We start from the raw sequence: 13,749 nt of genomic DNA on the forward strand, positions 1-13,749 counted from the left end.
GCGCCCGCGCTCGGCGCGGACACCGAGGCGGTACTCGAATCGCTCGGCATCGATGCGGCGACGCGCGGCGACTGGCGCACGCGCGGCGTGATCTGAACCCGACCCCGGAGACGACGACATGAGCGGCGAACACAAACGGCTCTACATCCACGAAGTCGCGACACGCGACGGTTTCCAGAACGAAGCGGCCTTCGTCGACACCGACGACAAGATCGCGCTCGTCGACGCGCTGAGCGCGTGCGGCTACGCGAAGATCGAAGTCACGTCGTTCACGTCGCCGAAGGCGATCCCCGCGTTGCGCGACGCAGAGGCCGTGATGCACGGTATCGCGCGCGCACCGGGTGTCGTCTATACGGTGCTCGTGCCGAACGTGCGCGGCGCCGAGCGCGCGCTGTCGTGCGGCGTCGACGAAGTGAACCTCGTGATGTCGATGAGCGAAAGCCACAACCGCGCGAACCTGCGGATGACGCGCGAGCAGTCGTTCGCGCAGCTGCGCGACGTGATCGACGCGGTACGCGGCACGGGTGTCGCGATCAACGTGTCGCTGTCGACCGCGCTGGGCTGCCCGATGGAAGGCGACGTGCCGGCTGAAGGCGTGCTCGCGTGGATGCAGCGCTTCGCGGATCTCGGCGTGCACGGCTTCACGCTGTGCGATACGACCGGCATGGCGTTTCCGTCGCAGGTGCGCGAACTGTCGGCACGGGCACGCGAGCGCTTCGCCGCGTTGCAGCTCACGCTGCACTTCCACAACACGCGCGGAATGGCGCTCGCGAACACGCTCGCGGCACTCGACGCCGGGATCGACCGCTTCGACGCATCGCTCGGCGGGCTCGGCGGCTGCCCGTACGCGCCGGGGGCGACCGGCAACGCGTGCACCGAAGAACTCGTGCACATGCTCGAACTCGACGGCTACGATACGGGCATCGATCTCGCAGCCGTGCTGGCCGCGTCGGCGCGGCTGCCCGCGCTGATCGGTCATGACGTGCCGAGCCAGATCCTGAAGGCCGGGCGCCGCTCGGACCTTCATCCGCCGCCGCGCGCGGACGCCGGCGACATGCCCGCCCAACGCGCTTTCTCATGAACAACGAACCGGAGCGAATCTCATGGCGCTGATTGACCACCTCGACCATCTCGTGCTGACCTGCGTCGATCCCGACAGGACGAAGCATTTCTACACCGAGGTCCTGCAGATGCAGCTCGAAACCTTCGGCGCCGGCCGGATCGCATTCCGCTTCGGCAACCAGAAGATCAACCTGCACGTGCGCGGCGCGGAATTCGAACCGAAAGCGCATGTGCCGGTGCCCGGCGCGCTCGACCTGTGCTTCATCGCGTCGGTGCCGCTCGACGACGTGATCGCGCACCTGAAGCGTGTCGACTGGCCGATCGTCGAAGGGCCCGTCGAACGCACGGGTGCGACGCAGAAGATCCGGTCGGTCTACGTGCGCGATCCCGACCTGAACCTGATCGAGATCTCCGAGTTGATCTGACCGTCGGCGTACCGCCGTGCCGTCTCGTGCAGTCGCGCATGCGGCACGGCGCGCGCCGGTGCGGCCGCATGCCGCGCCGATCTCCCGCCGAAAACGGACAGCCGGTTTCCGCGCTCGCCGATTCCGGATAGCCGGCCCGTACCACGCTGCGGATAATGCATGCATCGGCGACCGAGAGGCCGCCTTCGCACCGGACGCGACGCTTGCGTCCGCGCTTTCCGCATCCCGACCCAGGCGATTCCCGATGACGATCCTCTATCGCGGCATGGACCGCGCGGCGCTCGACGCCGCCTATCTGAACACGAAGGTGGTGCCTGATTTCCCGGCGTTGCTGGCATCGATGCAGGCGCGTAGTGCGGTGCTTTACGAAGCGGTATCCGGCCGGCGCGACCTGCGTTACGGCGCGCAACCCGCGCAGCGTTTCGACTGGCTGTCGTGCGGTCAGCCCGATGCGCCGCTGTTCGTGTTCATTCACGGTGGCTACTGGCAGCACTGCGCGAAAGAGGATTTTGCGTATGCGGCAAGCGGGCCGCTCGCGCGCGGTTTCGACGTGATACTCGCCGAATACACGCTTGCGCCGATCGCGACGATGACCGACATCGTCGGCGAGATCGGTGCGCTGCTCGACTACCTGGCGAACGACCCCGACGGCCTCGGCACCGCGAAGCGGCCGATCCACCTGAGCGGCCATTCGGCGGGCGGCCACCTGACGGCCGTGCACCGCGCGCATCCGGCCGTCGTGTCCGCGCTTGCGATCAGCCCGCTCGTCGATCTCGAGCCGATCTCGCTGTGTTGTCTTAACGACAAGCTGCAGCTCACCGCGCACGAGGTCGACGCATACAGCCCGTTGCGCCATCTCGGGCCCGGCGCGCCGACGGTCGTTGCGGTCGGCGACGCCGAGCTGCCCGAACTCGTCCGGCAAGCGCGCGACTACGCGACGGCCTGCGAAGCGGCCGGCGAACGGACCGCCCACGTCGGGCTGCCCGACATGAAACACTTCGACGTGCTCGACGATCTGGCGAAGCCGGACGGTGCGATGCTCGCCGCCTTGCAGTCGATCGCGCCGCGCTAGACGTGCCATTTCGCGCTCACACGGCCGGGCGTATGATCGGCGCTAGGCCGCCGCGCTGACGGCAAGCGCCGGCACGGCCTTCCCAGGAACCACGACATGGTGAACCCGCTTCATTTCGATCTGCAGTCGCTGCGCGTGTTTGCGCTCGTCGCCGAGCACGGCAGCCTGACGAAAGCGGCCGAACACGGCCAGCTCACGCTGTCCGCGGTCAGCAAGCGCATCGCCGAGCTCGAAAGCGTGACGGGCAGTGCGCTGTTCGTCCGGCATGCGCGCGGCGTCGAACTGACGCCCGCGGGCCGTGCGCTGCTCGACCATGCGGCGAAGGTGATCGAGCAGGTCAACCGGATGGCGCACGAGATGAGCGACTACGTCGCCGGCGTGCGCGGCCACATTCACGTGTGGACCAACACGTCCGCGATCGTCCAGTTCCTGCCCGCCGATCTCGCCGCGTTCCTCACCGACAATCCGGGCATCAAGGTCAGCCTCGAGGAGCGGCTGAGCCACGAGATCGTCGACGCGCTCGCGTCCGGCAAGGCCGATCTCGGCGTGTTCGCCGACAACGTGCCGGCGCCCGGCATCGAACGGCGGCTGTACCGGCGCGACGAGCTCGTACTGCTCGTGCCGCGCACGCACCGGTTCGCCGCGCGCGACAGCATCCGCTTCGCGGATACGCTCGACGAGGACTACGTCGGCCTCAGCGACGGCAGTTCGCTGCTCGCGCGCATGACCGACGCCGCGTTCGCGGTCGAGCGCTCGCTGAAGCTGCGGATCCAGGTCTCGAATTTCGACGGCGTGAGCCGGATGATCGAGGCAGGGCTCGGCATCGGCATCCTGCCGCGCGATGCGGTGACCGGCGAGCGCGCGGCGCGGCTCGGGGTCGTGAAGCTCGACGATGCATGGGCCACACGCACGCTGTGGGTTGGCGTGAAGGCGGGCAGCGTGCTGACGACCGATATCGCGAAGCTGTTCGATTTCATGTCGGCACGGTGAAGCGGTTGGCAAGCGTCACAAAATGGCGCGGCACGGCCTCCAGGGCATGCGATCACTGGTGCGCGTTCCGGGGCTCATGCCTGAATCGTCGCGGAAGCTGACTCAAGCGGCACCGAGGCGTGCAAGCGTGGCGCGTTCCTTCGATGCGCTCAGCGCGTCGACCAGCAACGGCGATGCTGTCTCGGCGCCGGCTTCCCGCGCCCATTCGAGCGTGTCCTGAATGGTTCGCGCCAGCGGCGAAAACGCGAGACCACACCGTAGCGCGCGGCGGTTGTCGGCGTGGAATATGCCGCCCGCGTCACCATCGCTTTCCGCGATCCAGAGCGGAAGCTCCGTCCATCCCTCGATCCCCGCGTCGAGAACCTGTTGATCCGTGAGCCATACCAGCTGTGCGCGGCTTGACGCAACCTCGATGCACCGGCTGAGGAACTGCTCCATCGTCAAAGTCGATGCGGGACCCACCGCGTTCAATACGGTATTCGCGTTGCTTTCCGTCATCTGCACGCACCATTGCGCCAGGTCGCGCGCATCGATGAACTGGATCGGGCGATCACGCCGCCCCGGTGCAAGGATGCGGCCCCCTGTCGCGACGCGGCGAATCCAGTACGTGAACCGGCCGGTGGGATCGTGGGGGCCAACGATCAACCCCGGCCTCAGAATCGCGACACACCCCGGCATGGCCGACTGAATGGCCGCTTCCGTCCTGGCCTTCAGCGCACCATAACCGTCGTGGCCGGGGAGGGTGTCCGCGTGCTCGTCGTAGCGCACGCCGGGCGGGAAGCTGCGATAGACAGAAATGCTGGAAATGAACGTGTAGTGCTTCGGCGGGGCCTTCAGCGCAGACAGCACGAGGTCGACGTGTTCCGGGCGATACGCGGAAGGGTCGATCACCGCGTCAAATTGCCGGCCCGCCAACGCGGAGAGATCCGAATCCCTATCGCCAACGAGACGCTCGATCTCGGGAAATAGTGATGGGTTTTGTCGACCCCGGTTGAATATCGTTACATCGTGCCCGCGCTGCACGGCCGCTTCGACAATGTGCCGGCCGAGAAACAGTGTCCCGCCCATTACCAGTATGCGCATAGTGGTTACACGTTAGCCCCGAGAATTCAACGATATTAATCGGCTGCCAATTCGGGGGCAATCACCTCACGAAGCCTGCACGCTCGCTTCGCGGCGATTTCAAAAAGAAGAGTGGCAATCGGGCCCGTTGGTCGGTAGTCGGCCACGACAAGACACCCGGTCCGACGCGAAAATCGTCAACAATCGCCTTGAGCATTCAAAGGTTATCAAAGCGATTCCGGTACACGGTCAATCGAAGACAGGTTGATTATTCGAATCAAGATTGACGTTCCATTGGTGAATTCGCAAGATTCCGTCTGTCAATGTCGACTGAACGAGGAATGCGAATGGACCGACTCGAAGCTTGCATGGTTGCCGCCGATGCCGCGCCGCGCACAAAACCTTCAAACTACCCGGAGCCGTTTGCGTCTCGCATGGCGGGGCGGGAGAAGAAACCGCTTGGCGATCCATTCGGTTTGAGTCAATTTGGCGTGAACCTGACGATATTGCGTCCCGGGGCAGTATCCGCTCTACACCATCGACACTCGAAACAGGACGAGTGGGTGTATGTGCTCAGCGGCGAGGTCACGCTCTACGTCGGTGACGATCACTATCTGATGCAGCCGGGAATGTGCGCAGGCTTTCGCGCGAACGGCACGCCGCACCATTTACAAAACAACTCGACGGGCGATGCCACGATCATCGAAGTCGGCAGTCGAGTCGCGGGCGACGCAGTAAGCTATGCAACCGACGACCTCGTCGCAGTGCTGAATTCAACCGGCCAATGGGTTTTCGAACACAAAAACGGTGAGCCGTATTGATTCCAGTGTCTGGTTTGGACGAGGCCGGGCGTCCATATCGGGTCAACCACGGCTTTCAGCATCGGGTAGCAATCGGCCACGACGGGTCGTTCGACATACCGGCGCAGATCGCTGACAATCGTACGTCGACGATATGGGGTCGAGCGAAACCGAACCGTCTTTTATGAACGAAAACACCTTGCAAGCCGGGGTTCGCATGAGCCCGCAATCGAGCGACCGAATTCGTGACGTCATCTTGCTGGTACTCGGATTGCTCATGTTCAGCCTCGCCGGCGAGGCACTGGCATACACGGACAATATCTGTCGGGAATACTGGTATCCGCTGGCGCGTGCCGGCAAAAGCATGGGCGGGCTGTCTGCCGAGCGCGAGGGGCCGTGCACGCATCCGCCCGTCAAGATGCTGAGCGACCAGTATGGCGTGATCAATGGCCAGGGGTATTTCATCTCGGCATTGCACGAATTACATGATGCGTGTTCGCATGGCGGGCCGGTACCCGACATGTCCTGTCTTTTACCCTCGCGTATGCGTCGTCATGAGGATGACGAGGCACGACATTATTATCTGCTCACGCAACGCGGTTCGGCACTGCGCGTTCTGGATCGACTCCACGCCACCGACGGCCAGCAGGTATTCGACGGCGCCGACGTGATTCCGGGCGCCGATCCCGCGACCTTCAAGACCTTTGTGCCCAAGGGCGCAAAGGCCGATGATGGATGGGCGTACGACCGCAACCACGTGTATATGGAAGAGCGAACGGACCCGAAGATGGTGCCGGGTCCGGTCGAAGTCATCGGTAATACCTTCGCAGTCAATGCTGGACGCGTATTTTCAATCGACGCCCTCGAGGGTCCCGTTTATCAGCCGGAAATCAAGGCGCAGCTGAAGCTGCTTAGCCCGCCGGCCTCACTTCAACCCGCCATCATCAGCGACGGCGAGCGCGTCTACCTGGGCCGGAAGCCGCTTGACGGCGCGCGGGCGGCCACGTTCCAGATGCTGGTCCCGGTGTGCCCGGTGCCCGGCGCCCCCGATTTGAAATGCGTCCGCAATGCCCAGCCGGACGAGTTCCGGGTAGCCCGGAGTGGACTGGATGTGCTGTATTTCCACGAGTTCGACGATATCAAGCGCATCGCCAATGTGCCCGACTTCGTTTATTTTGTGATGCCGGGTTCGTCGTATCTCGGTATCGGTGGAAAGCAGATCTTCGATCTTGACCCGTCGCATCAAGCCTACGGTGCAGGCGCCATGACAAGTCGCGTGCAAATCGCAGGCCGTTTGAGTGGCCCGGTAGCCGGCTACCTGGCCGACGATCTCGGGTTCATCAACCTGCGGAGTTCCGTGTCGAGGGACGATGGACCGTTGTGCGGCGCGCTCGCGAAGCTCGCCGCGCCGACGCCGGCGCACCGGTTTGGTCCGCTCCGGCCCATCGCGCCACAGAAATTGCCGGCTGGCTATTCGATCGGCTATGAAAACAACCGCTACCGGTATCTTTTCAAGACTGCTGACGATACGACACTCGAGGACACCGTGGTTGATATCGGCAACGGCAAGCGGATGCGGGCTACGTGGTGCGGGGACGATATCCAGCTGCAAGGGCCGACCACCACGAGCAACAATTAGGCAGGAAAGGACCGGCTGTCAGGTCTTGCTGAATGAGCAGTGTCTGCCAGTCGCAGTCAGTCGGCGCCGGCCTCGGAATCGTCGATAGTCGGCACGAGCGCAGGTGGTTATCGCGCTTGGTTTGCGTTTCGTCCATTGGGAGGACTCGTGCGAGTTGAAGTTCAAATCGTCAATGCGTTGACAGACGGAAAAGCCGGGGGCAATCCTGCCGGCGTGGTGATCGATGCCGATGAGCTGACGGCAAATCAGAAGTTGCACGTTGCCCAACAGGCCGCATTGTCAGAAACCGCATTCGTATCGAAATCGGATATTGCGACGGTCAAGCTGGAATTTTTCACACCGACGCGGCAGATCGCGCATTGCGGCCATGCCACTATCGCCACGTTTTCTCTGTTGAGAGCAATCGGCAGGGTGGATGACGGCCAGTCGTCGAAAGAGACGATCGACGGATGCAGAGACATCATGATCGAGGGCGATACCGTTCTGATGGAGCAGCGTTCCCCAACTTATCGTTCAATCGAGGCGGAATCTCCGCTCTCTGCCAGAATCGCTCAATCGCTGGGCGTCTCGACTGCCCAAATCCATAGCGTGGAAAGCCCGACCGTCGTCAATACCGGCAACAGCTTTCTGATGATTGCGTTGCCCGACGAGCAGTCCGTGGCTGCGATTCGTCCGGACCTGCGAGCGATTGAATCGATCAGCGACGATCTTGATTTGATTGGTTACTACGTCTTCTCGACGACGACGAAAATACCCGGGCGCCATGCAGGCACCCGCATGTTTGCGCCGCGTTTCGGCATTGCCGAAGAGTCGGCGACCGGAACGGCAGCCGGGCCGCTGGCGTGCTTGCTATACGAGCGGATGGGGGCCGGCGACACGGACATCATCATTGAACAAGGGCATTTGATGCCGCAACCTTCGCCGAGCGTCATCAAAGTCATGCTCGATGTCGACGGCGGCAGGATCTCGCGATTGATGGCCGGCGGTACCGGCGTCGTCACGCGGTCGATCACTGTCGAGATCTGAGGTTGCTTTGAACGTCCGCTTCCCGGGTGTCCGAATGGCTTCGATGGGGCGGTTGGTTACCTGCCGATTTGGTCAGCTACATCGACCGCCTTTCGATGTCGAAGCCCATCCGGAGAGCGTCCCTTTCGCGCCGACTCGCGATGAACTCACCTCGCGAGCCTTTTTATGACGATCTGGCCATTATGACGATATGGCCAGTTCGATGACTGGGAGCAGGCGATAGACCGTCAAGGTGGCATCCTCACGCCACTTCCATTACCGCCTGGCGAGACGGGCGAGGTTCTTGATTGCGCATGCGGGATTGGCCCCCAGGCGTTAGGTCTCGCGCGTGCGGGCTACGACGTCGAAGGGCAGACCTGTCGACATTTGCAATCGAGCGGGCATCTCGGGAGGCGCTAACGCGAGGACTGCGCATTCCGTTATCGGGCTGCAGAATTTCGAGCAGAGAAATTCCATCAGGCATCCTTACATCCCGAATGCCTCGATGACCTTCTTGCCGAATCCCGCGTACCGGTTCACCGGCTCGTTCGCGAAGACGAAACGGATATAGGCGCCGCCATGTTGCCGACCCCAGCCCGTCATCGCCGTCGCGCATACGTCCAGTTCGAGCAGCCGCTCCGACATCTGTTCACCCGTGAGACCGAAATCCGACACGCGCAGCAGCATCGACCAGCCGCCCGCAGGCATGCCGAACGGCAGGCCGTGAAGCTCGGCGGCAATCGCGTCGCGTCGACGCTGCAGTTCCGCGACGTAATCGGGCAGGTCGATCGTCGAGCGCTCGAGCGCGATGGCGGCGGCCTCCTGCGCGATGCCGACCGGCACGACCACATTCGCGAGCGACACCGCAACCAGATCGGGGATAAGCGCATCCGGCGCCACGATCCAGCCCACCCGCCAGCCGATCATCCGCAACTCCTTCGACGCCGAGCCCACCGTGATCGTGCGTTCGGCCATGCCGGGCAGCCGAGCCGGATGAACGACCTCGCGCCCGTCGAACAGCAACCGCTCCATCGCGCTGTCGACGATCAGCAACAGGTCGTGCTGCACGCACAGACCGGCGACGAAAACCCAGTCCTCCTCGTCAAGCACCGCGCCGGAGGGCATCGACGGGGACATCAGCAGCATGGCGCGCGTCTTCGGGCCACACGCGGCGGCCATCGCCTCGCGATCGAGTTTCCATTCGGCGCCCGGGTGAAAACTGAACGGGATCTGCACGGGTGAGCCGCCGGCCAGCCGCACGCGGTTGAGCAGCCCCGCATAGGTCGGGTCAGTCAGAATGACCTCGTCGCCGACTTCCAGCACGGCCAGCAGGACGTTCAGGATGCCGGACAGGCCACCCGCCGATACGATGACGTTGTCGGCCCGGTAGTTCACCCCCGTCTGCACGGTGACGTGCGCTGCAACACTGGCGCGCAGCCGGTCCTGGCCGACGAATGGCAGATACGAATTCGCGGCATCCTCGCTCGCCGCCGCGCGCGTTCGCGCGAGCGCATCTGCGTGCGGCGGGATATCCGTATCGAGATTCTCCAGCCGGAGCACGTCGCGGCCGGCGTGGTCCGCGATCGATCCCATGCGGTCGACGCCGATGCCGGCGATCTCCTGCAGTCGGGCGGGGCGGCGGTGGCGCATGTCTGTCTCCCGATCTGTTACTATAGATAATAGATAATCTATTCTGATGGTGGTTGAGATGAATGGCGATGTCAAGGACGATCGCTCGGTCGCGGCGCATATCGCGCAGTCGATTGCCGCCCGGATCGTTTCGGGCGAGCTTGCGCCGGACGAGCGGCTCAAGCAGGACGAGTGGGCCGACGCCTTCAGTACGAGCCATGTACCGGTGCGCGAAGCGTTTCGTCGGCTCGAGGCACAAGGCCTGGTCATCGCGGAGCCTCGGCGTGGCGTTCGCGTGGCGCCGCTCGATGTCGAGGCAGTCATTGAGGTCTCCCGCATGCGGGCTGCGCTCGAACCGCTCGCGCTCCGGTACGCGATTCCCCGCTACACCGAAGATGACCTGGCACGCGCGGCGTCCTTTCTCGAGGCCGACGCGCCATCAGGAGACATCGCTGCGCTCGAACGCATCAATCGAGGCTTTCATCAGGCGATCACCACGCCGTGTGGCATGCCGCGGGTCGTCTCCGTGATCGCGGATCTGCATCAGGCCAGCGCGCGCCATCTGTTTGCCGCGTGGAAATGGCTCGACTGGCGTGCGCGCTCCGATAACGAGCATGTCGAGATATTCGATGCGGCATGCGCTGGCCGGGTCGACGAAGCCTGCGAGCGCCTGGCCACACACATCGCCGACGCAGGCCAGGCACTGACTGACGCGCTACGCCACAAGGCGATCCCGGCGGAGCCGGATGCCTGATACTTGGTCAATCACGCAACGACGGAGATGCACATGGTGTTCTTTGCCAACTCCAGGATCGGCGTCACCGCGTTCGAAAGTCTATGGCGCGACAACCAGGCTCACCGCCTGTGGGTGGATGCCGGCGTACTGACTGAAGCGGAGATGGCTGCGCTTCGCTCTACGGGCATGCACGTCACGAATTTCACAGGCCGTGCTCGCGCAGGAGACGTCCATGAAATGGCGCGCGCAGTTGCCGTCATTCAAGAGCATCATCCTGCAGAGCCGATCTGGATCGAGGCTGCGTGACACGCGAAGTCTTTCTCGCACGAGACGTTCGCTGAGCGTTTTCACTCGGCCTCGCCGGTCGCCGCGGCCTGGGTCCGGCGGCAGTCGGAGGCCTTGCACGGTGGGTCGTGACCTTTTGACCGTCGTCGTCGGCCCGTTGCTTTCACTTTCGTTACGCGGCACCCTGTTGCGTCAGCGATGACGTCCGGGCCGGACCAAACTCGGGTTCCCCGGCTTGGCGCCGCACACGCTATCCACCCGTAAAGCCTGCGCGCTCGCGCAGCAGATTTTCACACTCGACACAATATTCGCGCGCCTGAAACGTCTACAGGCACATGGACCGCCACTCACTTCACGCACGATGACCGACCCAGACCGCGACATCACCGCGATCGTGATGCGTGAACGAACGAGGCTCGTGAGCTTTATCCGGCGTCGGATACGCGACCCGGACGATGCCGAGGACGTTCTGCAGGATGTGTTTCACGAGTTCGTTCAGGCTTACCGGCTGCCGGCGCCAATCGAACAGGCGAGCGCGTGGCTTTTCCGTGCCGCGCGCAACCGTATCGTCGACCGCTTTCGCAAGAAGAAGGAGCAGCCGCTGGCGGATCTGTTCGAGGCCGAGGATGACGCGAACGACGAGTATCGCCTGGACCTCGCGCTACCCGCGCACGATGCCGGCCCCGAGGCGCTCTACGCGCGCACGCTCTTGCTCAAGGCCTTGCAGGATGCGCTCGACGAGTTGCCGGCCAATCAGCGCGAGGTATTCATCGCGCACGAACTGGAGGGCCGCCCCTTCAAGGAGATGGCCGCGCAAAGCGGAGTCGCGCTCAATACGCTGCTCGCTCGCAAACGCTATGCGGTCTTGCATCTGCGTGCCCGGCTGCAGCCCGTTTATGACGAACTGGACAATACCTAGAGGAGTCGACAGATGAATTTTCGAATCAGATGTGCAGGCAAGGCGCTGCTCGTGGTGATCGCCATCGCGGTGCTCGGATGGGTCGTCATGATGTTGTGGAACTGGGTGATGCCGGCGCTATTCATCGGCGCCCGCACGATCGACTTCGCCCATGCGCTGGGCCTGCTCGTGTTGAGCCGCATCCTGTTCGGCGGATTCCGTGGACACCGCGGCTGGCGCGGTCGGCGCCACTGGCGCAAGTGGGAATCCATGACACCCGAAGAACGCGAGCATTTCCGGACCGCGTGGCGATCCGGCAACAACCGGCCCGACGGGGAGTGAACGTGCGCGAAAAATCAACGGGCGACTGCAAGCAGAAACCGGGGGTGATCGCGCCGGTCGTCGATCTGAAACGTTGCGAAGGCAAAGGCGATTGCGTCGCGGTTTGCCCCGAGAATGTGTTCGAGGTCCGGCGCATCGACCAGGCCGATTACGTCGGCCTCGATCTGATGCATCGCTTGAAGCAGCGTGTGCATGGCATGAAAGTCGCCTACACGCCGAACGCGCACGCGTGCCGGTCATGCGGACTGTGCGTGACGGCGTGCCCCGAACACGCGATCACGCTCGCCCGAACGGCATAGCGACATCCGTTATCGCCGATATCGAGCGACGGCGCAGAAGCCCTGACGGGATAGGCAGTCGCTGGATACATCGTCGAAGTGATCAATTTCGCCAAGGAACGCACATGGCTTCACCCACCACCGTTCTGCTGCGACGCCTCCACGAAGAGAGCCGCACCGAAATCGTCGCCCGCGCCCGCGCGCAGTTCCAGGGATCGAACGAGGATTTTCTGTCGTTAGCCGAAGAATATGAAGCGATCGCACCCCGTCTGCGGGGGCGGTTTCTCGAAACGTTCGGGCTGTCCAGCGACGACTTCGCGTCCCCGGAAGGCAGTCCGCTGTCGCTGGCCGTGTCGCCGGAAACCGGCGGATTTTTACGCAACCTGGTGCTCTCGCAACGGCCGGCCAGAATCCTCGAACTCGGCAGTTCATGCGGCGTGTCCACGCTGTATTTCGCCGAGGCGCTGCGCACGTTGGGCAGTGGCGTGGTCGTCGCGACCGAACGCGATGCGCTCAAGTGCACGCGTTTGCGCGATCACGTCAGCACGGCGGGCCTGGACGCCTATGTCGACGTGCGAGAGGGCGATGTCTTCGAGACCGTCGCCGAGCTGGACGGTACGTTCGACATGGTATTCATCGACGTATGGGCCGACGTCTATCTGAAGGTGTTCAAGGAGATCGAGCGCCTGCTGCGCCCGGGGTCGGTCGTACTGGCCGACAACATGTACACGGCCGAGGACGCCGTTCGACCGTACAAGCACTATCTCGACGACGATCCGCGGTTCTCGACCACGACGCTGGATTTTGAATCGGGGATCGAATTTACGGTCGTCGTTTCTCAAGCGGGAATGTCGTCGTAGGATCCTTGTCTCAAAGCCCCACGCATGATGCGGGAGCGCATTCCCACGCACCCGCATCGACAACCGCTCAAACCGGATTGATCTCATCCTGGCTGCGCCGCGTCGTCAGCGGCCCGAGCACGCGCAGCGTGACGGCGACGATACCGAGCGCAATCGAGATCACACCGAACATCGCACCCGCGCCATAACTGGCGAGCACCGGCAGCAACACGAACGGCAGCGCACCGCTGACGATCCGCGACAGCGCATAGGTACTGCCGATCGCCGTCGAGCGCACGCGCGCCGGGAAAATCTCCGCCTGGTACACGTGATACGCGTTGCTGAACACGTTCGACGCGCAGGTCGTCAGGAACCCGAAGCCGACGATCAGCATCGTATGGCCCGAGTAGGCGAAGCACAGCCCGAACACGGCGATCGACAGGATCGACACGATCACGAGCGTGCGGCGCTCGATCCAGTTGAGCAGCGGAATCGACAGCAGCGAGCCGATCGGATAGCCGATGAACGACAGCGCGATGAACAGCGTACTGTCCGTCACATCGAAGCCGCGGCTCTTCACGACCGTGCCGGCCAGCGTACCGAAGCCGTAATAGCCGAAGCCCTGGAACAGGTGAAAGATCGCGAGCATCAGGTAGCGCGCACCATAGGGCTCGCGACGCAGCAGCG

General features: G+C 63.5%; 16 protein-coding genes. 13 read left to right on the plus strand and 3 right to left on the minus strand.

The annotated features are described in order from the left end of the window. The first annotated feature begins 118 nt into the window (after positions 1–118). From JYJ84_RS14880 to JYJ84_RS14895, 4 genes are all read left to right on the plus strand, one after another. Positions 119–1,081 carry a hydroxymethylglutaryl-CoA lyase gene (locus JYJ84_RS14880; RefSeq protein ID WP_175984838.1) on the plus strand — a complete coding sequence of 321 codons (963 nt, stop codon included), beginning with the start codon at positions 119–121 and terminating at the stop codon, positions 1,079–1,081. Positions 1,082–1,103: 22 nt separating this feature from the next. Next, complete coding sequence (locus JYJ84_RS14885) at positions 1,104–1,487, plus strand: VOC family protein (RefSeq protein WP_089440118.1); 384 nt, start codon at positions 1,104–1,106, stop codon at positions 1,485–1,487. 244 nt (positions 1,488–1,731) lie between these two features. After that, positions 1,732–2,559 carry an alpha/beta hydrolase gene (locus tag JYJ84_RS14890; protein ID WP_175984837.1) on the plus strand — a complete coding sequence of 276 codons (828 nt, stop codon included), beginning with the start codon at positions 1,732–1,734 and terminating at the stop codon, positions 2,557–2,559. Positions 2,560–2,655: 96 nt separating this feature from the next. Continuing rightward, entirely contained in the window at positions 2,656–3,549 is an 894-nt protein-coding gene (locus tag JYJ84_RS14895; RefSeq protein ID WP_043182881.1) for a LysR family transcriptional regulator, read from the plus strand. Between the two features lie 102 nt (positions 3,550–3,651). Here JYJ84_RS14895 and JYJ84_RS14900 read toward each other — a convergent pair whose 3' ends face one another. After that, complete coding sequence (locus tag JYJ84_RS14900) at positions 3,652–4,617, minus strand: NAD-dependent epimerase/dehydratase family protein (protein ID WP_175984836.1); 966 nt, start codon at positions 4,615–4,617, stop codon at positions 3,652–3,654. A gap of 341 nt (positions 4,618–4,958) precedes the next feature. Between JYJ84_RS14900 and JYJ84_RS14905 the strand changes: the two genes are divergently transcribed. The 3 genes from JYJ84_RS14905 to JYJ84_RS14915 all read left to right on the plus strand — a co-directional run bounded on the left by JYJ84_RS14905 (position 4,959) and on the right by JYJ84_RS14915 (position 8,076). After that, positions 4,959–5,432 carry a cupin domain-containing protein gene (locus JYJ84_RS14905; protein WP_175984835.1) on the plus strand — a complete coding sequence of 158 codons (474 nt, stop codon included), beginning with the start codon at positions 4,959–4,961 and terminating at the stop codon, positions 5,430–5,432. 163 nt (positions 5,433–5,595) lie between these two features. Beyond that, entirely contained in the window at positions 5,596–7,050 is a 1,455-nt protein-coding gene (locus JYJ84_RS14910) for a DKNYY domain-containing protein (protein ID WP_175984834.1), read from the plus strand. A 147-nt stretch (positions 7,051–7,197) separates the two neighbouring features. Further along, positions 7,198–8,076: a PhzF family phenazine biosynthesis protein gene (locus tag JYJ84_RS14915; RefSeq protein ID WP_175984833.1), complete on the plus strand. Its 879-nt coding sequence runs from the start codon at positions 7,198–7,200 to the stop codon at positions 8,074–8,076. Between the two features lie 465 nt (positions 8,077–8,541). Here JYJ84_RS14915 and JYJ84_RS14920 read toward each other — a convergent pair whose 3' ends face one another. Continuing rightward, complete coding sequence (locus JYJ84_RS14920) at positions 8,542–9,705, minus strand: pyridoxal phosphate-dependent aminotransferase (protein ID WP_175984885.1); 1,164 nt, start codon at positions 9,703–9,705, stop codon at positions 8,542–8,544. Positions 9,706–9,763: 58 nt separating this feature from the next. On the opposite strand from JYJ84_RS14920, the gene JYJ84_RS14925 reads away from it, so the two are divergent. From JYJ84_RS14925 to JYJ84_RS14950, 6 genes are all read left to right on the plus strand, one after another. Then, positions 9,764–10,438 carry a GntR family transcriptional regulator gene (locus JYJ84_RS14925; protein WP_226214871.1) on the plus strand — a complete coding sequence of 225 codons (675 nt, stop codon included), beginning with the start codon at positions 9,764–9,766 and terminating at the stop codon, positions 10,436–10,438. Between the two features lie 33 nt (positions 10,439–10,471). After that, positions 10,472–10,726 carry a hypothetical protein gene (locus tag JYJ84_RS14930; protein WP_164462584.1) on the plus strand — a complete coding sequence of 85 codons (255 nt, stop codon included), beginning with the start codon at positions 10,472–10,474 and terminating at the stop codon, positions 10,724–10,726. Positions 10,727–11,066: 340 nt separating this feature from the next. Continuing rightward, on the plus strand, positions 11,067–11,624 hold the full coding sequence (locus JYJ84_RS14935; protein ID WP_175984832.1) for an RNA polymerase sigma factor: 558 nt from the start codon (positions 11,067–11,069) through the stop codon (positions 11,622–11,624). Positions 11,625–11,636: 12 nt separating this feature from the next. After that, positions 11,637–11,945, plus strand: coding sequence for a hypothetical protein (locus JYJ84_RS14940; protein WP_043182895.1), 309 nt, complete (start codon positions 11,637–11,639; stop codon positions 11,943–11,945). A gap of 2 nt (positions 11,946–11,947) precedes the next feature. Continuing rightward, on the plus strand, positions 11,948–12,244 hold the full coding sequence (locus JYJ84_RS14945) for a 4Fe-4S dicluster domain-containing protein (RefSeq protein ID WP_175984884.1): 297 nt from the start codon (positions 11,948–11,950) through the stop codon (positions 12,242–12,244). A 104-nt stretch (positions 12,245–12,348) separates the two neighbouring features. Next, positions 12,349–13,083 carry an O-methyltransferase gene (locus JYJ84_RS14950; protein WP_175984831.1) on the plus strand — a complete coding sequence of 245 codons (735 nt, stop codon included), beginning with the start codon at positions 12,349–12,351 and terminating at the stop codon, positions 13,081–13,083. 67 nt (positions 13,084–13,150) lie between these two features. Here JYJ84_RS14950 and JYJ84_RS14955 read toward each other — a convergent pair. Next, on the minus strand, positions 13,151–13,749 hold a 599-nt coding region (locus JYJ84_RS14955), incomplete at its 5' end, for an MFS transporter (RefSeq protein ID WP_374102104.1).

It is taken from the genome of Burkholderia sp. LMG 13014 (genome assembly GCF_905232215.1).
Classification (GTDB): Bacteria; Pseudomonadota; Gammaproteobacteria; order Burkholderiales; family Burkholderiaceae; genus Burkholderia.